Origin of the sequence: Marinobacterium sp. MBR-109 (genome assembly GCF_040547565.1) — a bacterium.
Taxonomy (GTDB): domain Bacteria; phylum Pseudomonadota; class Gammaproteobacteria; order Pseudomonadales; family Balneatricaceae; genus Marinobacterium.
Window position 1 is genome coordinate 45,341 of record NZ_JBEPPZ010000007.1, and the last position, 21,358, is coordinate 66,698.

The window sequence follows — 21,358 nt, forward strand, 5'->3', positions numbered from 1 at the left end:
GAATATGCGTCTATATATCGCTGCCAAGGCGCGAAATTGCGCCAAGCGGTCCAGCACGGTCTTTCACGTCACCAGGCTGCCTCACTGAACATCTTCAGTGGGGCAGACTGATAATAAAGCACGTACCTGTGTCGTCACTCTGCACATCCACACTTCCACCGTGTAACAGCGTAATTGATCTGACAATGGCGAGCCCCAGGCCACCGGAGTCACCGGCTTCTGTGCGAGAAGGGTCGCAGCGGTAGAAGCGCTCAAACAAATGGGGAAGGTGTTCAGCGTTGATCGCAGGCCCCTGATTATGGACTCGAATTTCGACGCAGTCCTCACACGCATGGCTACTGATGACAATGGAACTGCCGGAGGCGGCATAACGCAGTGCATTGGCAATCAGATTGGCCAGCGCCCGGCGCAACAGGTCACGATCGGCATGCACCTCATGTATGGTCTCGTTAACCAGATGCAGATCCCGATCTTCGGCCATACCTTCGAAGTATTCGCTCAATTGCTCTACCAAATCGCTCACACTCAGGCGCTCGACAGTGAGCGAGGTTTTCGGTTGTTCCGTTCGCGCCAGAAACAACATGTTGTCGATCATACGGGCAAGACGTTCATACTCTTCCTGGTTGGAAACCAGCAGACTCTCGTACTCATTCCGCGTGCGGGGCCTGCTCAGGGTGTGCTGTGTTTGCCCCATCAGGTTACTCAGCGGGGTGCGCATTTCATGCGCCAGGTCCTCGCAAAACCGTGACAGCTGTGAGAATCCGTTCTCCAAACGTGCCAGCATCAGGTTCAACGCGACCGTCAGCGCGTGCAGCTCACTGACTTGTTGCTGTTCCTCCAGCCTCAAATGCAAGTGCTGGGTATCGATGCGTGCTGCACGACTGGCGAGGTGGCGGACCGGGCGAAGACCGCGTTGGCTAGCCAGCCACCCCAGAATAAAGGCCAATACAGCACCGACCGCGAGGGCAATCGCCAGCTTGAATCGGTAGGCACTCAACATCTGGTTGCGTTCATCCAGCAGCTTGCCGGCTACCAACGTGACCGAGCGTTCACCTTGACTCACATTGAGCCAGGCGAGTCGAGCGGGCATATCGCCATCCAGTTGCGTGAAGCGAATGGTTTCGGTTGCAGGTAGATGTGGAATCGACATCTCAACCGGGTTTATTTCGATCAGCGTGTGCCCATCGGCATCAAGGATCCATAGCAGGCTTTGCCGGTTGCCCAGCATGTTGCCGTACAATTGGGGGCGCTCTCGAAGTGCAGCAATACTGGCGCTGTCATCCAACAGAGCGTGCATACGTTCGAGTCGGCCCAACAGGGCCTGATCATCCCGCCAGGCGATTTCCTTGTGCAGGGACAGATAGAGGTAGAACCCAATCCCGCCCAGCACCAGTGTACTGATGGAAGCGAACAGCAGAGACAGTCGCAGGCTGAGCGAGCGGGGCCAGATGCTCATGCCGGTTCTTCCAGGACATAGCCCATGCCGCGCACGGTCTGGATCAGCTTGACCGGGAAGGGATCATCCACTTTGGCGCGCAGGCGACGAATGGCAACATCGACTACATTGGTGTCACTGTCAAAGTTCATCTGCCACACGTGAGACGCGATGTAAGTACGGGACAGTACCTCCCCCTCGCGGCTGACCAGAAGATGCAACAGCGCGAATTCCTTGTTGGTCAGATTAATTCGCTCCCCATTGCGGCTGACACGTCGGCGCAGCAGATCAAGCTGCAGGTCGGCTACCTCAAACATTGAGGATTCACGGGCTGGTGCACGCCGCAGGAGGGTCCGTACCCGTGCCAACAATTCAGCAAAAGAGAACGGCTTGACCAGATAATCGTCAGCACCCAGCTCAAGCCCCTTCACCCGGTCATCGACAGCATCACGGGCCGTTAGAAAGAGCACGGGCACCTGCGAGGTACGCCGGATTATTTGCAACAGCTGCCAGCCATCCAGCCCGGGCAGCATGACGTCCAGAATGATCAGGTCGAACTCCTCTTCCTGAATCAGGTGCTGACCGTCAAAGCCGTTCATGGCGGTTTCCACCCTGTAACCGGACTCGCTCAGCCCTTTGCTCAAATAGTCCGCCGTTTTTGGCTCATCTTCTACCACCAGAATACGCATCGTCAGTCCTCCTGCGCGCAGAGTATGCGGAACCGGTAATCTGTGCCATTACAAATTCGTAATTATCCGGCAATCGGTCTGACAGTGTGGCTGCGGCATAGTGTGCCTCGTTCGCTAACGCAACCCATCAATGGAGACTGAGCATGTTTGCCAAGACCATCAGTACCGCAGCCCTAGGGCTCGTTGTATGCAGCAGTGCACTTGCAAGCGAGGGTATTGCCCAGCGTGCCGACATCACCTTGCCACTGGCCAATCAGCTCATCGAAGCCACTTTGGAGGCATGTCATGAGCAGGATCGTACGGCGGTTGTCGCAGTCGTGGATCGAGGTGGAAACCTCGTTGCAGTGCAGCGTGACGATAATGTCGGGCCTCATAACACCCTTGCCGCGCAACGCAAAGCATTCACATCGCTGTCAACCAAGAACTCCAGCAGAGCATTGTCGGATTTTGCTCGCAATACGCCAGATGCCGAGAACCTTGACTCTCTGGATGAGCTTTTGCTTCTGGGCGGTGGTGTGCCGCTTAAAGTTGAAGGCCAGGTCATTGGCGCGATTGGCGTTGCCGGAGCCGGTGGCGCCGAGATTGATGAAAGCTGTGCTCTGACGGCCATCGATAAAGTGCTGCCCAAAACGCTTTAACCCATTTATTTGTATAAATAATGAACAGGAGAAAACAGATGAACAAGTTCAAATCACTGTGTGCGGGTGTCGTCCTGTCCGGCGTGTCCTCTCTGGCTTTGGCTGCCGGCAACCCGCTGAGCGTACATGTCCTCAATCTTGAAAACGGCCTTCCTTCTCCGGATGTAACCGTTACTCTGGAGCAAAAGGAAGGTGACAGCTGGAAATCACTCAACAGCGGTGTGACCAATGAGCAGGGACGTATCACGGCGCTGTTCCCGGAAGGTCAGTCATTGGTAACCGGCACCTACCGAGTCACTTTCGAAACCGGTAACTGGTTCGATAAACATGATACCGAGACCTTCTTCCCCGAAATTCCGGTCATTTTCAATGTCGATGGTGCTGTTGAGCATTACCACATTCCGTTGTTGCTGAGCCCATACGGGTTCTCAACCTATCGCGGCAACTAAGCCAAGCGGCGGGCCTTTACAGTCATGGGCCCGCCCTCCATACCTTGATGCTGCATAGACTTCCTTGGCAGCGGCTCAATTCCGTACATATTTTCCAATTCTGTTTAGTCCTGGTGGACGATGAGGCGGCAACCTGCATTCGTGATGATGAGAAGTGCATCATTATGTCCCAGTGGATGCGTTTTTATTTGACCGACCCGTTGAGCCCTATCCATGAATACTGATGCCCGCTATATCATCTGGCTCCTCGACTTTCTGTCGGGCAAGGGCGTTGATACACAGGCCCTGAGTGCAGCACACAACCTCAATCAGCTCACGTCTCTGGAGGTATCAATCAGCAACGTGACGCATCGTGCACTGTTGGCCGATGCCCTGCGCCTGACGGGCGACACGGGGCTTGGCTTGAAACTGGGGTATCAGCGCTCACTGGCAACCTACGACCAGCTGGCGTATCTGATGATGAGCTGCACGACCCTGCGCGAGGCGATTGAACGGGGGCTGAAATACCAGAGCTATCCGGGGCGTTTTTCCGGTCAGTCGATCATTACCACCTTCAGCGAGATTGAGGGGCAGGGCTGCTTTCAGGTCAATGTAAAAGAGGAACTGGGCGGCCTGAGGCTGCTGGCGGTTGAGGACCTGCTCAGCAATATCATCACAACGGCACGCTGGGTGCTGGGGCAGCCCTTGCCGGTGACCCGGCTGCGCTGTGACTATCCGGCACCACCCCATGCAGATGACTACCACCCCATTTTTCAGTGCCAACTGCAGTTCGATGCACCGGTGATCCAGCTGTTTTTCGACGCGGCGCTTCTCGATCAACCCCTGCCCAATGCCAGTCCACACAGCGTGCGACTGTATGAAGCGATGTGTGAAGAGCAGAGCATCCGTCGACAGGGGGGCAATGTGGCCTGGCGGCTTTGGCCGCTGATTGTCGAAGATCCTGCCAACCCGCCCGATATGGTTGAGGCGGCCAAAGTGCTCTGTTGCAGCCCGCGTACCCTGAGGCGCAAATTGCAATCAGAAGGTTGGAACTACCAGCAAATTGTTGATCGTGTCCGTGAAATCCACGCACGCCGTGCATTGAGTGATCCCACCCTGCCCATTACGCAAATTGCCGTACAGCTGGGCTACTCCGATCATTCCGGCTTTCTCAAGGCATTCAAAAAGTGGACCGGCATGACCCCGAGCGAATTTCGTGGGCGTCTGTTTTAAGCCTCTCAATCTGTCCACTTGGGCCTGTTGATTGGCCGGATTTTACAATGCCCTCCAGTAAGGGGTGATTATCATCATTCGACACGCAACAAAATAAGGATTAACGCTGTGTTGAAGACCGATCACCTCAATGTCGACATGTTTGAAAAATTTGCGCCGCGACCGGGCGAACGGGCACTGCTGCCCGAGCTGACACCCAAGGCGCAGGTGGCGCTGATGTGCCGCATGCTCTATGCAGAGGGCTGGGATGACCATGTCGCCGGGCATATTACCGTGCGTCAATCTGATGGCACCATCCTCACCAACCCCTGGGAGCTGACCTGGGATGAGGTTACGGCCAGCGATATTGTGACCCTGGACGATCAGGGCAATATTCTCGACAGCAACTGGAACACCACCCCCGCCATCGGCCTGCATCTGCAATTGCACGAGGCCCGCTCCGACATCAACGTGGTTATTCATAACCATCCCAAGTGGAGTGGTATCTGGGCCAACCTGCAGGAAACCCCGCCGATCTATGATCAGGCCGGTGCTTACTGCGGCTCCGAGCTGCCGATTTACAACGAATATCTGGGTACCTTTGAAAACAAGGCCACCAGTCTGACGGCGGTCGAAGCACTGGGTGATGCCAAGTGGGCGCTGCTGGCCCATCACGGTGCGCTGGTGGTCGGTCGCGATCTGCGCCAGGCGCATCTGCGTGCGGCAACGCTGGAGTGGCGCTGTCGCCGTGCCTATGAAGTGCGTCTGGCGGGCGGTGCCGAGCCCCTGGTCGAGGACGTGATCCAACAGGTCAGCCTGCCGGACCCGAACGGCTTTCCTTTCCTGTGGGAAGCGATGGCGCGCCGTGAGCTGCGTCGCGACCCGAATGTACTGAACTGAGGGGAGGACGCATGCATGACACTGACCGTTAAACCGCTGGATAACATCGGCGTTGAGATACAGGGCTTTGATATCACTCAGCCCTGGGATGATGAGCTGCAGCAACAGCTGCGTGCGCTTTGGTATGAGCATGGGGTACTGGTGTTTCGCAATCAGGCGATTACCCCCGAACGGCAGATCGCCTTCAGCCGAATCTTCGGCGAGCTGGAGCTGCACCCGCTCAAGGCAACGCTGTCTGACGATTACCCTGAGCTGTTCGAGCTGGAGAGCGGCGGCGACAAGGACAAGTCGATGACCGCTTTCTACAAGGGCGAGACAATTGTTGGCCGGCTCGACTGGCATCTGGATCTGCACTACACCGGCAAACCCAACCATGGCGCCGTACTGACAGCAGTCGAAGTGGCAGGCGAGGGCGGCCTGACCGGCTTTGGTGATCTGGCCAAAGCCTATGATGCACTGGATGCCGACACCAAGGCATTGCTCGACAAGCTTGAAGTGGCCTATGCCTTCAGCATGCAGCGCCGCCACATGCGCTACGTGGATCTGGAAGGCTACGAGCCGGGGCCTCACAGCCCGAAGAAACCCTCGGACGTCAGGTTCCCGGACTTTCCGGAGTCGGTCTATCCGGCGGCCATGACCCATCCGATCACCGGCATTAAGGTGCTGGGCATTGTCGAGCAGTTTTTGGATCGCGTAGTAACGCCCTACAAGGCCGGTCTTTCCAATGACGAGTCCATCGAACTGCTGGAGCGCCTGGTGGCACACACCCGCGATCCGCAGTTCCACTATTTCCACCAGTGGCAGCCGGGTGACATGGTGCTGTGGGACAACTGGCGTGCCATGCACTGCGCCACCGGCACTCCGGTTGGCGTGCGCCGACGCATCAACCGCACCACCATTCAGGGTGATGTGCAGCTGGGGCGTGTCTTGCTGGAGGAGTGACCCATGCGCATCGTTATGATGTTCGATTTTCCGGCACTGGGTGAACGGATTCGTGAAATCGTACCGGAGGCTGACATCCTGACGCTGTCCCCAACCGATCCGCTGGATCAGTTGGGGCGGGTCGATGTGGTGTTGGCTACGCCGGGAGGCAGTCAAACACTGAGCTGCTTGCTGGATCACCATGCGCACACACCGGATATCGGGCATGTCGGGTGTCGAATCGGTGGCCAGTCTGGATGAAATGATCCCCCCTCGCGGATCATCTGGTGCTTGCACTTCCGTCCACCGCGGAAACCGTCGGGTTGATGAATGCCGAACGCTTTTCGAGGCTGAAACCCGGCAGTCATCTGATCAACATCTCACGCGCTGCCCTGATCGACCACGACGCCCTCAAGGAGCAGCTGGATAGCGGCCAGATCGCGCGTGCCTCGCTGGATGTGGTCAGCCCTGAACCCTTGCCCGATGAACACTGGCTGTATCAGCACCCGAGTGTACAGCTCAGTCCGCATATCGCCTGGAATGGCCCGCGTAGCCATGAGCGCATGAGCCAGGCGTTTCTGGACAATCTGCGCCGCTGGTGTGCGGGTGGTTCACTGCAGGGCGTCATTGATACTTGTGTTGGGTATTGAGGCTGTTGAAGGAGAGGCGGGCCACCAGGTGGTGGCCGGTCGCTGCATTGTCGGTGGTGTTGACGGTGCAGCGGTCAGCAGCTCTTCCTTTGGGAAGTTCTGGTTTGCGCACATTGCGGACATTGGTGGTAACCGGTCATCTCTCGCTCAGTTCATGTCTCACCTTTTCATTTGCAGGCGATCTTGCCTGCCTCAGTGTGTCCGGGAAACTATAGCCAGTTCATGCCCCCTGGCTGACTCTATTCGCGGGCTCGTTACGCAGTAGCCGTAGTTCGGCCGCCATCATAAGCCTGATCCAGTCAGCGAAGCTGAACGGATATGAACCCTATGCGTATCTCAAAGACGTGCTGGCTCGGCTACCTACTCAGAAAGCCATGCGACCCATAAGCTGTTACCTCACAAATGGAAACCGGTAGAAGATGATGCCTGACAAGGTGTGATCACCGGACGGATACGTTATATTGCGTTAAGGGATGGGCTATTCCGTTGCTATAGATTACTGCAGTAAGTAGTGACCCTATCTTCAAAAAAACCAACCAGCAATCCTGCTGGTTGGGTCTGAGCAAAGAACAGGATTAGAGCGGAGCTCAGAAAGTCATTTCAGGGACATGGCTCGGTACGACCAGGCGGCCAGAAGTCTTAGCTATAATTTCGTCGATCGATACTCCTGGGGCTCGTTCTTTCAGGATGAATGAACCATCTTTAATTTCCATCCAAGCGAGGTCTGTCAGCACCTTGTTTATGCAATTTGCGCCAGTCAGGGGGAGGGTGCAGCGCTCAAGCAATTTGGACTTTCCAGTCTTGGACGCGTGGGTCATGGTAACGATGATATTGTCAGCACCCGCGACCAGATCCATGGCACCCCCCATCCCTTTCACCAGCTTGCCGGGAATCATCCAAGAAGCGATGTTTCCCTCGACATCTACTTCCAACGCGCCGAGTATGGTCAGGTTGACGTGGCCTCCGCGGATCATGGCGAAGGATTCGGCGGATGAGAATATTGAGGCGCCTGGCACCGTGGTCACGGTCTGCTTGCCCGCGTTGATCAGATCGGCATCCAACTCATCCTCGGTTGGGAAAGGGCCCATTCCGAGTAGACCATTTTCTGATTGCAGCATTACTTCAATCCCATGGGGGACATAGTTTGCTACCAGGGTTGGAATACCGATGCCGAGGTTTACGTAGTAACCGTCTTTAAGCTCGCGGGCCATACGCATTGCGATCTGTTCGCGTGAAAGAGCCATAGTGGTCTCCATAATCTACGTTACTGTTATCAGGCGCAGCGGACAGTACGTTTTTCAATCCGCTTTTCGAATCGACCTTGAATAATACGATCGACGTAAATGCCAGGGGTGTGGATCTGAGTCGGATCCAATTCGCCGGGTTCGACGATTTCCTCGACCTCAACCACCGTGACCTTACCGGCCGTGGCTACCATAGGATTGAAGTTTTGTGCGGTGTGGTGGTAAATAACATTGCCGTAACGGTCGGCCTTCCATCCTTTGACGATGGCAAAGTCGCCGCGGATGGATTGTTCTAAAATATAGGGGACACCATTGAACTCTCGCACTTCTTTGTCCTTGGCTACTGGTGTTCCATAGCCGGTGGCGGTGTAGAAGGCGGGGATTCCAGCACCTCCGGCACGTATCTTTTCTGCTAGAGTGCCTTGGGGGGTGAACTCTACTTCAAGTTCCCCCTCGAGAAACTGTTTCTCGAATAGCGAGTTATCTCCAACGTAAGAGGCGATCATCTTGTGGATCTGCTTGTCTTCAAGCAGGATACCAAGGCCAAAGCCGTCGATGCCGCAGTCATTGGATATGACAGTCAAATCCCGTACCTGCATGCGTTTGATTTGAGTAATCAGGTTTTCGGGAATACCACACAGGCCAAAGCCACCGGCAATGACAGTCATACCATTGTCGAGACCTGCCATCGCTTCATCGTAGCTTTCAACAACCTTATCCAGGCCAGCCATCTTTGATTTCCTTCTTGTTATTGGGTGCAGCATCTGCACCGAGGTGTCTGTTTAAGAGGAAGTTTGCAGTAGTTTTATATATTTATTAAATTTATTTTTTAGATTTATTTATTTGGAAAATTAATAATGACGGTAAAGCAATTACGTGCCTTTTTAGCTGTGGCACGGACCCTGAATTTTGTTGAGGCTGGCGTTCTGGTACACCTGTCACAACCTGCTTTGAGTTTGGCAATCAAGAAGTTAGAGGAGGGGTTGGGAGGAGCGTTGCTCACCAGAACCACTCGAACCGTATCGCTTACCCCTGAAGGGCACAAGTTGTATGAGCTCGGACAGCGCTTGTTAGCTGAATGGGATAACGCGGAAGAAGAGTTGCAACAGCGCTTCTCTTTGCAGCGGGGGAAGGTGGCGTTGGCAGCAATGCCTTCTTTCGCCGGGACTCTCCTTCCACATGGATTGCTCACCTACCGGGCGCGTTATTCAAATATCCGGGTGGAAGTTCATGATGTTATTGCAGAGCGAGTAGTGGAGATGGTGCGTGAAGGGCGAATCGAAATGGGGATTACTTTTGATCCTGGGCCAAGTAACGAATTAACATTCAGGCCACTTTTTGATGATTCATTCATAGGTGTATTGCCACCGGGTCATCCCCTGAGTAGCTTTGACGACATAACGTGGTCACAGCTACTGCAGTACGACTTCATCGCTTTGCAGCGCCCTTCTGGAATTCGTTTGATGATGGAAAATCAATTGGCCCTTCAAGGGTTGGTGCCTAGAGTGATATTGGATGCTCATCAGCTCGTTACTGTAGGGCGTATGGTTGCAACAGGCCTTGGTGTAGGGGCAGTACCCTCTCTTTGCCGCCAACAGATGGAGGAACTAGGTTCCCGGTGTGTCACTCTTTGTGAACCCAGCATATCACGCTCGGTAGGGGTGCTAACGCGTAGTCGTTACCAACTGTCTGCAGCTGCAAGTGAGCTGAGAAATATTTTGATTGAGACATTTGACCAGTCCTCGGATACCATGACAAGCGATTGATGTTATAAAATATAAGAAAATAACGATACTGCCCGATCTTTTATAAGTTTCGGATATCAAGCTCTTATGAAGGTTTAGTGATGATAGTAAAACAAGCTTCAAACGTTTTGGATTTGCTTGAGTACTTTTCTGTTAGACAAAAGCCAGCAAGTGTTTCAGAGATTTCGAAACATTTTGATTGGCCTAGGTCTAGTACTTTTAATATCATATCAACACTGGCATCTAGAGGCTATTTGTTTGAGCCGGAAAATAAGGGCAGTTTCTATCCGGCATCAAAATGGCTTAGTTTGATTGAAATAATATCATCTGCAGCACCTCTACCTAAGGGAGTCCTTAATATTGTTCGTGAGGTTGCAAAGCGAACATCTGAAACTGTTTTTGTCGGTTCCATGTCAGGAATGAATGCAGTAATAATTGAGGTTGTCCCCTCTTCATACGAAATAAGATACGTGGCAGATGTCGGAAAGTGCTTGCCTCTTTACGCAACAGCGACAGGGCAAGCAATTCTAAGCCAACTGTCTAGTGCTAAGAGAAAATCGGTTCTAAATAAGGTGGAATTTGAGAGTTTTGCTACAGGTACACCAAATAACAAAGATACTGTTGAGGAATCTATAAATGATTCGTTACGCCGTGGGTGGTTCTCAAGTTCTTCAGGATATACTCAAGACCTTGGCGGTATTTCTTTACCCTTGGTAGTAGAAGGAAGAATTATGGCAATTACTGTGGCAGGACCATTATCGCGAATTGAGAGTAAAGTTAGTATTTTTGCGAAAATACTGCATGAGGAGACAGAGCGTCACCTTGGAAAGGGGTTTATTCGTGATAATGTTCGTGGACTAGAAACTTCAGATTTTCTGACAGAATGAAGACAGAGTGTCAGGACTAAGGTAAGGGGGAAACTGGTTGTCATAGCTATTCTATAGCGGCTATGGCGATGGAAAAATCTAACGCTGAGCAAGGATTCTCAGCTGTGAAGACTAACTCGCTTGCGGGTTATGTCAGTTGCCATAATAAGTGCCCATTTAAAAATAATAAATGGGCACTTATTCTTGGTCGGTCACTAAGCTGCGAAAATATTTTTTAGCCGGACGGCTCCAGTTAACAAGAAGTTTTTACAGGCTCTAAGTTACTGCGAAAAATACTTTACAGTCTTACTCGAAAATCTCTAATCCCTCATACATCGTCCGCCAGTATTCTATTGATTCATCATTTCCCATAGTGCGGGGGTTGAAAGGTCGAGGAAAAAGCTTAATAGTATCCAATGCCATGGCTTCTAAATCATTTTCATCAATGCCATATTGTTTTAGCGTTAGCGGAATTTTTATATCGAGCATGAGCCTAGCTACTGAACTGACAGCTTTCAATGCTGCTGACTCATCTGTTAATTGGGTGGTAGATTCCCCCATAATTCGGGCAATTTTGGCCAATTTGGTCGCCGCGAAAGATATATTGAAATACATCAAGTATGGTAAGCCGAGCGCACATCCTAGCCCATGTGGAGTCGGTTTATGCATACCGAGGATATATGATACACTATGTGCATATAATCCACCTGACATATTAACACTCATCATTGCCATAGCGGATCCAACCGCCATATTGTAGCGCGCTTCCAGATCCTCTCCATCACGGGTTCTACCCCGTTTCCACGGACGGTTTTAAAACGGCGGAAAACTTTAAATCCTGAGTGGCGACTCTACGCCGCATTCGCGGATTATGAAACCGCTCGATGTAATCGAAAATATCACTGCGGGCCTCGTCCAGTGTTCGGTATTGGCGATGATAAATGCGCTCCCGTTTGAGCACCCCGAAGAAGCCTTCACAAGCCGCATTATCACCACAGTGACCAACCGCACTCATGCTGCTTACCAACTTATTTTTGACCAAGCAGCGCTGAAAGTCGCCACTGGTAAACTGAGAACCGCGATCGGAGTGCAATATCACCGATGCTGAGCCTCGGCGTTGCCACACAGCCATCTTGACAGCCCTTACCACCATATGGCGATCCTGGCGGTGATGCATTGACCATCCAACAATCAGCTTGCTGAACAGGTCCACTACCACGCACAGATAGAGCTTGCCTTCTTGTGTGGCGATTTCGGTAATATCGGTCACCCACTTGGTGTTTGGCTCTGCTGCCGAAAAATCCCGTTCAAGATGGTTCCGAATACCCACTGGGCGCATCGATGATGCTCGTGCACCACGACGCTTTTTCCGTGGCCATCCTTGAATGCCCTGGGCCGCCATCAAGCGAGCAACACGGTTCAGGCTGACATGTTGCCCCTCAGCAACCAGATCTTCATGCATACGCGGAGCGCCAATTATCCCGCCGTTATCAGTATGTATCTCACGAATACGCGTCAGCAAGCGCTGGTTTGATATGTCACGAGCAGAGCGCGGACGCGATACCCACGCGTAATATCCGCTGGATGAAACCTTGAGGCAGCGGCACATCAATCGGACTGGGAAATCACTGCGACAATGTTGGATCGCCTGATATCTCAGGACGACTCCTTGGCGAAGAACACTGCCGCTTCGCGCAAAAAATCACGTTCCTTCTTAACACGAGCGAGCTCACGTTTCAGACGAGCAACTTCCTCATCCCTTGGAGAACCTGAACCTTTGAAGGCACTGCCTGTTGATGCATCATCTTCACGCCGCCAGCGGCTCAGTAAATTAGGGTTGATACCGATTTCCAAAGCGACTTGGCGACAACTAATACCAGGCTGACGCGTTAAGGCAATCGCCTCACGCTTGAACTCGGTGCTGTATTTTCTGCGTTGGGTCATAAACACTCCTTTGGCACATTGTGCCTCTTTTCAGAAGTGTCCGCAGTAACGGGGTAGAACCTTGATGCAAGTTATCGGTTGACAGGGAAGGATCTAGCTATCTATCATTCATATATGTGAACAAAAACAACATACACATGGACAATAGGTGGATCTATGAAGCCCTTACATGGCTTGCGTGTCCTCGATTTAACAACAGTATTGATGGGGCCTTATGCCGGGCAAATCCTTGGCGACTTTGGTGCCGATGTTGTCAAGATCGAGTCTAGAGAAGGAGATGTGGTTCGTCAGATTGGGCCGAAACGGCATGATCAAATGGGACCGCTTTTTCTGAATTCGAATCGCTCTAAGAGAAGCATTGTGCTCAACCTAAAGAGCGATAAGGGGCGCGACACATTCCTGAAATTGGTCGAGGAAGCTGATGTTCTAGTCACGAATATTCGCCCAAAGGCAATGGAGCGTCTGGGTCTATCAGAAGATACGCTCACTCAGGCTAACCCTCGTCTGATCTATACAGCGCTGGTTGGATATGATCAGACTGGGCCATATGCAGACCGACCGGCCTATGACGATTTAATCCAGGGAGGGGCTTGTCTTGCGCACAGTTTTACTCGCACGGGCGCTCGCCCGGCTTATGTACCTACAGCGATAGCTGATCGGGTGGTAGGGGTTGCTGCAGTGAATGCCATACTTGCGGCAGTAATTGAACGGGAGCGCTCAGGCCTCGGCCAGAGAGTTGAGGTTCCAATGTTCGAAACTATGGTGTCCATTGTGTTGGCTGACCATATGGGGGGGCTGACCTTTGAGCCTCCGCTTGACCAGGGGGGATATCCGCGTCACCTGTCGCCAGACCGTCGTCCCTATCAGACCAAAGACGGCTATATCTGTGCGCTGGTATACAATGATGGGCACTGGAAGCGCTTTTTTGAGGCCATTGGGCGTCCAGATATGCCAAGTGCAGATCCCCGCTTCACCTCTTTCTCATCCCGCATGGATCATATTGACGAAGTTTATGCCGAACTCAGTGAGATATTGCTGACACGTACAACGGAAGAATGGTTGGCGTTGTTTTTCGAAGCTGATATCCCCGCTATGCCCATGCATAGTTTTGCCTCGGTAATGACTGATCCTCATCTTGTTTCGACTGGTTTTTTCGAAACCGTCCTGCACCCAACAGAAGGAATGATTCGCACGATGGCTGTTCCTGCCAAATTTTCGCGCACGCCAGCTGCAATGTCCCGTTTGCCTCCGTTACTTGGAGAGCATGGGGCCGAGGTGCTTTCTGAAGTGGGCTTTGATGCGAATGCAATTGCTGAGTTGGTCTCTAATGGTGCCCTTTTTATAAGCGAGGAGTGAGATAATGAATTTTTCTTTTACTGAAGATCAGACCGCAATTCGTGAGGCTGTTGCCCGTATTTGTAGCCGCTTTGATGCTGAATACTGGCTGGAGAAAGATCGTAAAGGTGGTTTTCCGTTTGATTTTTATGATGCGTTAGCAGCAGAAGGCTGGCTGGGAATTTGTACCGAAGAAGGGTGTGGCGGATCCGGTCTAGGAATATCTGAAGCAGCGATCATGATGCGTACTATTTCAGAATCTGGCGCTGGCTTATCTGGAGCTTCATCAGTTCATATCAATATTTTTGGTCTTCATCCAGTGGCTGTCTTTGGGAATGAAGAACAAAAACAGCGTATGATCCGCCCCATAGCAGAAGGGCGTGCCAAGGCTTGTTTTGGGGTGACCGAGCCGAATACAGGTCTAAATACTACCCAGCTTAAACTGCGCGCAGAGAAGCGTGGAGACAAATATATTGTTAATGGGCAGAAAGTGTGGATTTCTACTGCACAGGTTGCAGACAATATTCTGCTGTTAGCTCGCACTACGCCTTTAGAGGAAGTTAAATCCCCCACCCATGGGTTGTCGCTGTTCTATGCGCCGATTGACCGGGATAGAGTCAAGGTTCAGGAAATCGACAAAATGGGCCGTAAGGCAGTCGATTCGAATGAACTGTTCTTCGAAAATTTTGAAATAGCAGAAAGTGACCGTATTGGTGAAGAAGGACGTGGCTTTGAATACATCCTGCACGGTTTGAATCCCGAACGGATACTAATTGCTGCTGAGGCGGTGGGTTTAGGCTTCGCCGCTCTCAATAGGGCAACTGACTACGCGAAGGAGCGCGAAGTATTCAATCGGCCGATCGGTAAGAACCAAGCGATTCAGCATCCTCTTGCCGAGCGTCTTGTCGAGCTGGAGGCTGCATGGCTGATGATTATGAAAGCCGCCTGGGAATACGACAACGGGTTGCCCTGTGGCGCATCGGCCAATATGGCGAAATATCTGGCTGGAGAAGCTGGGTTCAACGCTTGCCAAACAGCAGTTATGACTCATGGCGGATTTGGATATGCCAAAGAGTACCATGTTGAACGCTACCTGAGAGAAAGCTTAATCCCCCGCATTGCTCCGGTTTCGCCGCAATTAGCGCTTTGCTTCATTGCCGAGAAAGTTCTGGGTCTTCCGAAATCTTACTGAGGGTTGAAGCAATGTCTGGATTGTATTTTGAAGATTTTGTGCCGAATCATGTCTTCCGCCATGAGTTGACACGGACGGTCAATGAAGCAGACAACACTATGTTTAGCCTGATGTCGATGAACCCTCAGCCTTTACATATAGATGCTGATTTTTCGGAAGGTACAGAGTGGGGGCAGCGGCTGTTCAACTCCATGTTCACACTTGCGATTCTCGTGGGATTGAGTGTTCAGGATACAACGCTTGGTACGACGGTCGGTAATCTGGGCATGTCTGAAGTGCGCTTTCCGAATCCGGTATTCCATGGAGATACGCTTCGTGCGGAAACCCGTGTAATTTCAAAACGTGAAAGCCGGTCACGTCCGGATACGGGGTTAGTTGAGTTCGAACATACCTGCTTCAAACAGGATGGAACAATCGTTGCAGCATGTAGGCGTATGGCTTTAATGCGCAAACGGTCAACGGAGGGAGCCTGATGCGTAGCTTGCTTTTTGTGCCCGGGGATAGTCTTCGTAAGTTCGAGAAGGCCATTGATAGTGAAGCTGATGCCCTCATTCTTGATCTTGAGGACTCCGTCGCTATCGATGAAAAGGAACAGGCCCGCTCGACTGTGGCTGATATGCTTCGCTATCCAGCCAATAGCCAGAAGCGATTTGTAAGAGTCAATGCTCTGGACACGGGGATGACTCTAGCGGACCTGGTGGCAGTGATGCCACATGCACCCGATGGCATTGTTCTGCCTAAATGTGAGGGTCCAGAGGACGTGAAGCAACTGGCACACTATTTGGCAGCGTTGGAAACCGCTCATGGACTTGGTCAAACGCGCATTCTGGCAATAGTCACTGAAACAGCGAATGCTCTCTTCTCTCTTGGGCGTTATAAAAATGCCGATCCCCGGCTTTGGGGGATGATGTGGGGTGCCGAAGATCTTGCTGCGTCATTCGGTGCAGTCCGGAACACTTCTGATGGCATTTATAATGAACCTTTTCGCATGGCCAGAAATTTGTGCTTGGCCGGCGCTGCTGCAGCGGGGGTCGTAGCAGTAGATTCAATTTGCGCAACGCTGGACAATTTGGAGGTTTTGAAAACCGAGACCGAAGAAGCCAAGAGGGATGGATTTAGTGCAAAAGCGGTAATTCACCCAAAGCATATTTCAATCGTGAATAATGCTTTCAAACCCAGTGAGGAAGAAATCACTTGGGCCCGTAAAGTGCTGTCAGCCTTTGCATCAGTCCCAAAGGCAGGCGTCGTTAAAATAGACGGTAAAATGATAGATAAGCCGCATGAACGGGCGGCTCAAAATATTATTAGTTCGATTTGAAAGACGACTACCTTAAACATAATAATGTCGAAATTAAACGACTGTATAAGAAAAGGGAATGGTATGAGAGAAAGTAATTTTCATGACCATAAGCCTGCCAATGCACCTTCTGCAGTGCTCGCACGTGCTGAGCAAATACTAATGGCAGGTGCAGGCTTAGCGATGATAGTGATCATGGGCATTGTTGTTTTAGACGTAGTAATGCGGTATGTGTTTTCATCACCGCTAAGTTGGCCGTATACCTTGATCGGTCACTATCTTATGGCTGCGTTATTCTTCCTTGCTCTTTCTGACACCATGCAGCACCACGGTCATATCGCGTTGGATGTCTTCCTTCCTATATTGCCTCGTCGTTTACGAAACATGATGCAGGCCTCTGGATTCGGGATTTCTAGTAGCCTGGTAGCGTTCATCGCATACCTTGGAATTGAACAAGCCATCCTGGCTTGGAGCCGAGACGAGCGTTTTGCCGACTCTTTGGCCCTACCATCATGGGTACCTTATGCTCTTTTGTCTGTGGGAATGGGGCTACTATCGATTCGGTGTGCTTATCGAGCTGTTTATTTCTTCGCATCGATATTTTCGCAACGAGATTTGGTTGAACTACCTCCTTCACCCACCAAAGAAGCTCATACAGGGGAGCATGGCGAATGATTATTAGCATTGTCATAGGAATTCTTATACTAATGCTTGTTTTCGGGCTTCCTGTTGCGTTGGCAATGGGAGTTTCCGGGGCAGTAGGTTTGTATTTATTTGGTGGTGAACCAGTTTTGACCGGTATTCTAAAGACATCACCGGTCTCAACAGCGAATAGCTATGAACTCATCACTATACCGATGTTCATACTTATGGCAGAGTTTGTCATCATTTCTGGTGTGGCAAATGACCTCTTCCGAGCCGCCACAACATGGGTTGGTAGGTTACGTGGTGGTGTTGCTATGGCCACCGCAATAGCTGGCGCAGGCTTTGGTGCCATTTCAGGCTCATCTACAGCTGCGGCAGCGACACTGGCATCTACTTCCATACCTGCCATGCTCAAAGAAGGTTATGAGCCGAAGCTTGCCGGTGGTGTGGTAGCTATTTCTGGCACTCTATCAATGCTGATTCCTCCATCAATTGCATTGATTCTTTATGGCATCATTGCAGATATTCCAGTATCGGCACTATTGATTGGCGGTGTGTTGCCGGGTTTGCTGGTGACGGCGACGATTATTCTAACAATAGCCGTTCTTATATGGTTGAACCCCGCTGCTGCACCCGTAGGGCGTCGTTACAGTTACCGGGAAAAATTTGACTCAGTAAAACGCGTTGGCCCTGTTGTTCTGTTGTTCTTCGCGGTTACTGGCACAATTTACTCTGGTATCGCAACCCCAACGGAAGCCTCTGCGTTGGGTGCATTCTGTGCGATGTTGATTGCAGCGTGGGAAAGAAAACTAACTCTTCGGAACACTTGGAGTTCAGTTCGCTCGGCTGCACAAACCTCGGCCATGATTTTGTTCATCATCTTGGGCGCCCATATCTTTGGATACTTTTTTACGCTTACACGTGTCACTAATGATCTTACGGCATGGGTTGGTGATCTTGAGACTTCACGTTGGGTCATCATTGCAGTCATTCTCTTGGGCTATCTTATCCTGGGTTTTTTTATGGACCAGATAGCGATTCTTATTCTGACAGTCCCAATTGTACTGCCATTAGTGATGCAACTCGGCTTTGATCCTGTTTGGTTTGGCGTCTTGGTAGTTGTGACGGCTGAGGTTGGTATGGTCACTCCGCCTTTAGGGTTGAACGTTTTTGTTGTGGCACGCTATACCAATCGACCTTTGGGAGAATTATTCAGTGGAGTAATGCCCCACGTTTGGGCTCATCTGATTGTTATTGCATTGCTCACGATATTCCCAAGTATTATTCTTTGGTTACCATCAACAATGCAGTAAGTAAGTAAGTAAGTAAGTAAGAAAGTAAGAAAGTAAGAAAGTAAGAATATTTTATTTTAAAAATAAAAAGGTGAAAAATATGAATACTATCATTAAAAATACATTTTTTGCATTTTTAGCAACAACAGGTGTAGCTCAAGCACAAGATATAAATCTACGTGTTGCGGATAGCTTGTCGAGTGGTCATTATATCGCGGAAGGCTTGCTAATGCCTTTTATGGATGAGATTGATAAAAAAACTGATGGGAATGTTAAATTTCAGTATTTTCCTGCGCAGCAGCTTGGCAAAGCCAAGGATATGCTCTCTCTTACACAGACAGGTGTGACAGACATCGGTTATGTTGGGGCATCCTATGTAGCCGAGAAAATGCCTCTTAGCTCGGTGGGGCAGTTGCCTGGAAGTTTCTCTACGTCCTGTGAAGGGACAATGGCTTTTTGGGAGATTGCAAAGCCGGGAGGGATTCTTGACCAAGCTGAATTTGCTCCACAAGGTGTGCGTGCATTAATGGTTCTTGCACTTACTCCTTACCAACTATTCTCTTCTGGTGAAATTACCAGTCTAGAAAGCTTTAACAACCTAAAAGTTCGTGCGACAGGAGGTGCTCAGGAAATTATGTTGTCTAAGCTCGGTAGTGTACCGATACAAATGTCAGCTCCTGAAACACGAGAAGCACTATCACGAGGCACTATAAATGCTATTGTTTTCCCTCATAGCTCTATTGAGCCCTACGATCTGACCCCATATCTTAAGACTGGAACAGAAGGTGTAAACTTAGGGTCATTCGTAGCAAGCTATATGATTAGTCAGGAAAAGTTTGATAGCTTGCCAATTGAGACCCAAAAAGCTATGACTGAGGCCGGTGAGCATGCCACACGTACTGCATGTGAACTAGCCGATGCACGCCGAAATCAGGATAAAAAGAAAATAGCCGATGAAGGCGTTAAATTCGTACAGCTCTCAGAGGAAGATATTGAACGCCTCACAGGACTTTTGAATAACGTCAGCGAAGAATGGGCATCTGATTTGGACAGTCGAGGGAAACCAGGTACAGAAATCCTGACAGCATTCCGCAATGCTCTTGAAAAGTAATTAATAAGCTTATAGCCCCCACGATATTGCTCTCGTGGGGAAGCTATTTTAGAAGTTTCAGTATAAAGGGGAATGACACCAATGAAGATTTTGGTGCCTGTCAAACGTGTGATCGATTACAACATCAAGGTACGCGTCAAGTCGGACAACACCGACGTGGATCTGGCCAACGTCAAAATGGCCCTGAACCCCTTCTGTGAGATCGCCGTGGAAGAAGCCGTACGCCTGAAGGAAGCGGGCACTGCCTCTGAAGTAGTGGTGGTTTCCATTGGCCCCAAGGCCTGCCAGGAACAGATCCGTACCGCGCTGGCCCTCGGCGCTGACCGGGGCATCCAGATCGAAACCGACGCGATGCCGGAATCACTGAATGTGGCCAAGCTCTTGGCCAAGGTCGTGGAAGCGGAACAGCCGGGCTTGGTTATCCTCGGCAAGCAGTCGATCGATTCCGACAACAACCAGACCGGCCAGATGCTGGGCGCGTTGCTGGATATGCCGCAGGGTACCTTCGCCTCCGAGGTCAAGGTTGAAGGGGATAAGGTGAATGTGACCCGTGAAGTGGACGGAGGTCTGCAGACCGTCGCCCTGAACCTGCCGGCGATCATCACCACCGACCTGCGCCTGAACGAGCCGCGCTACGCTTCGCTGCCGAACATCATGAAAGCGAAGAAGAAGCCGCTGGATGTTAAGACCTCGGCTGATCTGGGCGTCGAGCTGAAGGCCCACACCCGCGTGCTGAAAGTGACCCCGCCGGCCGAGCGCCAGGCCGGTATCCGTGTCAGCAGTGTGGACGAGCTGGTCGATAAACTGAAAAACGAAGCCAAAGTAATTTAAGGGTGCGATCTGATGGCTATTCTGGTAATTGCAGAACATGACAACAGCACCTTGAAGGGTGCAACACTGAACGCCGTCACTGCGGCTGCCCAGATCGGCGGTGAACTGCACCTGCTGGTCGCCGGCGAAGGCTGTGGCACCGTTGCCGACGACGCCGCTCAGGTGGCCGGTGTCAGCAAGGTACTAGTGGCGGATAGCGCCGCTTACGGACATCAGCTGGCTGAGAACCTATCCAAGCTGATTGCAGAGCTGGGCAAGAATTACAGCCATGTGATCGCTCCGGCGACTACCACCGGCAAGAACGTGATGCCACGTGTCGCGGCGCTGCTGGACGTGGCTCAGCTGTCGGATGTCACCGCAGTTGAGTCCGATAATACTTTCCAGCGTCCGATTTATGCCGGTAACGCCATCGCTACCTTCGAGTCGCTGGATCCTATCAAGGTTATCACCGTACGCGGAACCGCCTTCGACGCAGCAGCCGAAACCGGCGGTAGTGCCAGCGTAGAAGCGGTGGCTGCGGTTCATGATGCGGGTACTTCTGCTTTCGTCGGTGAAGAGATGGCCAAGTCCGACCGTCCTGAGCTGACCGCAGCCAAGGTGGTGGTGTCCGGTGGTCGCGGTATGGGCAACGGTGAAAACTTCGTCCTTCTGGAAAAGCTGGCTGACAAGCTGGGTGCTGCCGTGGGTGCTTCTCGTGCCGCTGTTGATGCCGGCTTTGTGCCCAATGACATGCAGGTCGGTCAGACCGGCAAGATCGTCGCACCGGAACTGTACATCGCTGTGGGCATATCCGGTGCCATCCAGCACCTGGCGGGCATGAAGGAATCAAAGATCATCGTTGCGATCAACAAGGACGAGGAAGCCCCGATCTTCCAGGTGGCCGACTACGGTCTGGTGGCAGATCTCTTTGAAGCTGTACCCGAACTTGAATCTAAGCTCGGCTGATAACTTTACCTGTTGCCATTTGTACCCTGTCTCTTCTT

General features: G+C 51.5%; 23 protein-coding genes and 2 pseudogenes. 19 read left to right on the forward strand and 6 right to left on the reverse strand.

From position 1 onward, the window contains the following. Positions 1-94: 94 nt before the first annotated feature. Positions 95-1,456: a heavy metal sensor histidine kinase gene (locus ABIE60_RS10350; protein ID WP_354469330.1), complete on the reverse strand. Its 1,362-nt coding sequence runs from the start codon at positions 1,454-1,456 to the stop codon at positions 95-97. Then, complete coding sequence (locus ABIE60_RS10355; protein WP_354469331.1) at positions 1,453-2,124, reverse strand: heavy metal response regulator transcription factor; 672 nt, start codon at positions 2,122-2,124, stop codon at positions 1,453-1,455. Before ABIE60_RS10355 ends, ABIE60_RS10350 begins: the two co-directional genes overlap by 4 nt. A 143-nt stretch (positions 2,125-2,267) precedes the next feature. On the opposite strand from ABIE60_RS10355, the gene ABIE60_RS10360 reads away from it, so the two are divergent. The 8 genes and pseudogenes from ABIE60_RS10360 to ABIE60_RS10395 all read left to right on the forward strand — a co-directional run. Continuing rightward, positions 2,268-2,762: a GlcG/HbpS family heme-binding protein gene (locus ABIE60_RS10360; RefSeq protein ID WP_354469332.1), complete on the forward strand. Its 495-nt coding sequence runs from the start codon at positions 2,268-2,270 to the stop codon at positions 2,760-2,762. Between the two features lie 38 nt (positions 2,763-2,800). After that, positions 2,801-3,211 carry a hydroxyisourate hydrolase gene (gene uraH, locus ABIE60_RS10365; protein WP_354469333.1) on the forward strand — a complete coding sequence of 137 codons (411 nt, stop codon included), beginning with the start codon at positions 2,801-2,803 and terminating at the stop codon, positions 3,209-3,211. Positions 3,212-3,424: 213 nt separating this feature from the next. Beyond that, positions 3,425-4,423, forward strand: coding sequence for an AraC family transcriptional regulator (locus ABIE60_RS10370; protein ID WP_354469334.1), 999 nt, complete (start codon positions 3,425-3,427; stop codon positions 4,421-4,423). Between the two features lie 108 nt (positions 4,424-4,531). Continuing rightward, positions 4,532-5,302, forward strand: coding sequence for a class II aldolase/adducin family protein (locus tag ABIE60_RS10375; RefSeq protein WP_354469335.1), 771 nt, complete (start codon positions 4,532-4,534; stop codon positions 5,300-5,302). Between the two features lie 15 nt (positions 5,303-5,317). After that, the gene (locus ABIE60_RS10380; protein ID WP_354469336.1) at positions 5,318-6,244 is read left to right on the forward strand and encodes a TauD/TfdA dioxygenase family protein; all 927 of its coding nucleotides are present in this window, start codon (positions 5,318-5,320) and stop codon (positions 6,242-6,244) included. A gap of 3 nt (positions 6,245-6,247) precedes the next feature. Further along, the gene (locus tag ABIE60_RS10385) at positions 6,248-6,484 is read left to right on the forward strand and encodes a hypothetical protein (RefSeq protein ID WP_354469337.1); all 237 of its coding nucleotides are present in this window, start codon (positions 6,248-6,250) and stop codon (positions 6,482-6,484) included. A 26-nt stretch (positions 6,485-6,510) separates the two neighbouring features. Further along, positions 6,511-6,873, forward strand: a complete 363-nt coding sequence (locus tag ABIE60_RS10390; protein ID WP_354469338.1) for an NAD(P)-dependent oxidoreductase — start codon at positions 6,511-6,513, stop codon at positions 6,871-6,873. 239 nt (positions 6,874-7,112) lie between these two features. Continuing rightward, a pseudogene (locus ABIE60_RS10395) lies at positions 7,113-7,303 on the forward strand (transposase domain-containing protein); the annotation flags it as partial. 157 nt (positions 7,304-7,460) lie between these two features. Here ABIE60_RS10395 and ABIE60_RS10400 read toward each other — a convergent pair. Then, positions 7,461-8,117: a CoA transferase subunit B gene (locus ABIE60_RS10400; protein ID WP_354469339.1), complete on the reverse strand. Its 657-nt coding sequence runs from the start codon at positions 8,115-8,117 to the stop codon at positions 7,461-7,463. Positions 8,118-8,146: 29 nt separating this feature from the next. Beyond that, the gene (locus ABIE60_RS10405) at positions 8,147-8,848 is read right to left on the reverse strand and encodes a CoA transferase subunit A (RefSeq protein ID WP_354469340.1); all 702 of its coding nucleotides are present in this window, start codon (positions 8,846-8,848) and stop codon (positions 8,147-8,149) included. Positions 8,849-8,974: 126 nt separating this feature from the next. Between ABIE60_RS10405 and ABIE60_RS10410 the strand changes: the two genes are divergently transcribed. Both ABIE60_RS10410 and ABIE60_RS10415 read left to right on the forward strand, forming a co-directional pair. Next, the gene (locus tag ABIE60_RS10410) at positions 8,975-9,883 is read left to right on the forward strand and encodes a LysR family transcriptional regulator (protein WP_354469341.1); all 909 of its coding nucleotides are present in this window, start codon (positions 8,975-8,977) and stop codon (positions 9,881-9,883) included. Positions 9,884-9,963: 80 nt separating this feature from the next. Further along, positions 9,964-10,749 (forward strand): IclR family transcriptional regulator, encoded by a 786-nt coding sequence (locus ABIE60_RS10415; protein WP_354469342.1) that lies wholly within the window; start codon positions 9,964-9,966, stop codon positions 10,747-10,749. Positions 10,750-11,034: 285 nt separating this feature from the next. On the opposite strand, the pseudogene ABIE60_RS10420 reads toward ABIE60_RS10415, so the two are convergent. Together ABIE60_RS10420 and ABIE60_RS10425 are read right to left on the reverse strand one after the other, a co-directional pair. Beyond that, positions 11,035-11,502, reverse strand: a pseudogene (locus tag ABIE60_RS10420) (dehydroquinate synthase/iron-containing alcohol dehydrogenase family protein); the annotation flags it as partial. Positions 11,503-11,518: 16 nt separating this feature from the next. Next, positions 11,519-12,672 (reverse strand): IS3 family transposase gene (locus ABIE60_RS10425; protein WP_354469343.1). Its coding sequence is split into 2 segments (ribosomal slippage): positions 11,519-12,432 and positions 12,432-12,672, totalling 1,155 coding nucleotides; the frame shifts between segments, so codons are not numbered across the junction. Positions 12,673-12,828: 156 nt separating this feature from the next. Between ABIE60_RS10425 and ABIE60_RS10430 the strand changes: the two genes are divergently transcribed. The 9 genes from ABIE60_RS10430 (at position 12,829) to ABIE60_RS10470 (ending at position 21,320) form a co-directional block, all read left to right on the forward strand. Beyond that, positions 12,829-14,028: a CaiB/BaiF CoA transferase family protein gene (locus tag ABIE60_RS10430; protein ID WP_354469344.1), complete on the forward strand. Its 1,200-nt coding sequence runs from the start codon at positions 12,829-12,831 to the stop codon at positions 14,026-14,028. 4 nt (positions 14,029-14,032) lie between these two features. After that, positions 14,033-15,199, forward strand: a complete 1,167-nt coding sequence (locus tag ABIE60_RS10435) for an acyl-CoA dehydrogenase family protein (protein ID WP_354469345.1) — start codon at positions 14,033-14,035, stop codon at positions 15,197-15,199. Positions 15,200-15,210: 11 nt separating this feature from the next. Beyond that, a complete protein-coding gene (locus tag ABIE60_RS10440) occupies positions 15,211-15,672 on the forward strand; it encodes a MaoC family dehydratase (protein WP_354469346.1) in 462 nt (153 codons plus the stop codon). Next, positions 15,672-16,517 carry an HpcH/HpaI aldolase/citrate lyase family protein gene (locus ABIE60_RS10445; RefSeq protein WP_354469347.1) on the forward strand — a complete coding sequence of 282 codons (846 nt, stop codon included), beginning with the start codon at positions 15,672-15,674 and terminating at the stop codon, positions 16,515-16,517. Before ABIE60_RS10440 ends, ABIE60_RS10445 begins: the two co-directional genes overlap by 1 nt. A gap of 63 nt (positions 16,518-16,580) precedes the next feature. Continuing rightward, positions 16,581-17,171: a TRAP transporter small permease gene (locus ABIE60_RS10450; protein WP_354469348.1), complete on the forward strand. Its 591-nt coding sequence runs from the start codon at positions 16,581-16,583 to the stop codon at positions 17,169-17,171. After that, positions 17,168-18,454 (forward strand): TRAP transporter large permease, encoded by a 1,287-nt coding sequence (locus ABIE60_RS10455; RefSeq protein WP_354469349.1) that lies wholly within the window; start codon positions 17,168-17,170, stop codon positions 18,452-18,454. The genes ABIE60_RS10450 and ABIE60_RS10455 overlap by 4 nt, the downstream gene beginning before the upstream one ends. A 79-nt stretch (positions 18,455-18,533) precedes the next feature. Further along, a complete protein-coding gene (locus ABIE60_RS10460) occupies positions 18,534-19,544 on the forward strand; it encodes a TRAP transporter substrate-binding protein (RefSeq protein WP_354469350.1) in 1,011 nt (336 codons plus the stop codon). A gap of 81 nt (positions 19,545-19,625) precedes the next feature. Then, the gene (locus ABIE60_RS10465; protein WP_354469351.1) at positions 19,626-20,375 is read left to right on the forward strand and encodes an electron transfer flavoprotein subunit beta/FixA family protein; all 750 of its coding nucleotides are present in this window, start codon (positions 19,626-19,628) and stop codon (positions 20,373-20,375) included. Between the two features lie 12 nt (positions 20,376-20,387). Next, positions 20,388-21,320 carry an electron transfer flavoprotein subunit alpha/FixB family protein gene (locus tag ABIE60_RS10470; protein ID WP_354469352.1) on the forward strand — a complete coding sequence of 311 codons (933 nt, stop codon included), beginning with the start codon at positions 20,388-20,390 and terminating at the stop codon, positions 21,318-21,320. The last annotated feature ends 38 nt before the right edge of the window (positions 21,321-21,358 follow it).

Excerpts from the sequence above, each read along its gene's own strand:
- ABIE60_RS10460 (WP_354469350.1), top strand. The coding sequence starts at position 18,534 with ATGAATACTATCATTAAAAATACATTTTTTGCATTTTTAGCAACAACA.
- ABIE60_RS10440 (WP_354469346.1), top strand. The coding sequence starts at position 15,211 with ATGTCTGGATTGTATTTTGAAGATTTTGTGCCGAATCATGTCTTCCGC.
- ABIE60_RS10360 (WP_354469332.1), top strand. The coding sequence starts at position 2,268 with ATGTTTGCCAAGACCATCAGTACCGCAGCCCTAGGGCTCGTTGTATGC.
- ABIE60_RS10445 (WP_354469347.1), top strand. The coding sequence starts at position 15,672 with ATGCGTAGCTTGCTTTTTGTGCCCGGGGATAGTCTTCGTAAGTTCGAG.
- ABIE60_RS10385 (WP_354469337.1), top strand. The coding sequence starts at position 6,248 with ATGCGCATCGTTATGATGTTCGATTTTCCGGCACTGGGTGAACGGATT.
- ABIE60_RS10350 (WP_354469330.1), bottom strand. The coding sequence starts at position 1,456 with ATGAGCATCTGGCCCCGCTCGCTCAGCCTGCGACTGTCTCTGCTGTTC.
- ABIE60_RS10355 (WP_354469331.1), bottom strand. The coding sequence starts at position 2,124 with ATGCGTATTCTGGTGGTAGAAGATGAGCCAAAAACGGCGGACTATTTG.
- ABIE60_RS10415 (WP_354469342.1), top strand. The coding sequence starts at position 9,964 with ATGATAGTAAAACAAGCTTCAAACGTTTTGGATTTGCTTGAGTACTTT.
- ABIE60_RS10400 (WP_354469339.1), bottom strand. The coding sequence starts at position 8,117 with ATGGCTCTTTCACGCGAACAGATCGCAATGCGTATGGCCCGCGAGCTT.
- ABIE60_RS10435 (WP_354469345.1), top strand. The coding sequence starts at position 14,033 with ATGAATTTTTCTTTTACTGAAGATCAGACCGCAATTCGTGAGGCTGTT.
- uraH (WP_354469333.1), top strand. The coding sequence starts at position 2,801 with ATGAACAAGTTCAAATCACTGTGTGCGGGTGTCGTCCTGTCCGGCGTG.
- ABIE60_RS10370 (WP_354469334.1), top strand. The coding sequence starts at position 3,425 with ATGAATACTGATGCCCGCTATATCATCTGGCTCCTCGACTTTCTGTCG.
- ABIE60_RS10455 (WP_354469349.1), top strand. The coding sequence starts at position 17,168 with ATGATTATTAGCATTGTCATAGGAATTCTTATACTAATGCTTGTTTTC.
- ABIE60_RS10410 (WP_354469341.1), top strand. The coding sequence starts at position 8,975 with ATGACGGTAAAGCAATTACGTGCCTTTTTAGCTGTGGCACGGACCCTG.
- ABIE60_RS10450 (WP_354469348.1), top strand. The coding sequence starts at position 16,581 with ATGAGAGAAAGTAATTTTCATGACCATAAGCCTGCCAATGCACCTTCT.
- ABIE60_RS10380 (WP_354469336.1), top strand. The coding sequence starts at position 5,318 with ATGACACTGACCGTTAAACCGCTGGATAACATCGGCGTTGAGATACAG.
- ABIE60_RS10405 (WP_354469340.1), bottom strand. The coding sequence starts at position 8,848 with ATGGCTGGCCTGGATAAGGTTGTTGAAAGCTACGATGAAGCGATGGCA.
- ABIE60_RS10465 (WP_354469351.1), top strand. The coding sequence starts at position 19,626 with ATGAAGATTTTGGTGCCTGTCAAACGTGTGATCGATTACAACATCAAG.
- ABIE60_RS10430 (WP_354469344.1), top strand. The coding sequence starts at position 12,829 with ATGAAGCCCTTACATGGCTTGCGTGTCCTCGATTTAACAACAGTATTG.
- ABIE60_RS10470 (WP_354469352.1), top strand. The coding sequence starts at position 20,388 with ATGGCTATTCTGGTAATTGCAGAACATGACAACAGCACCTTGAAGGGT.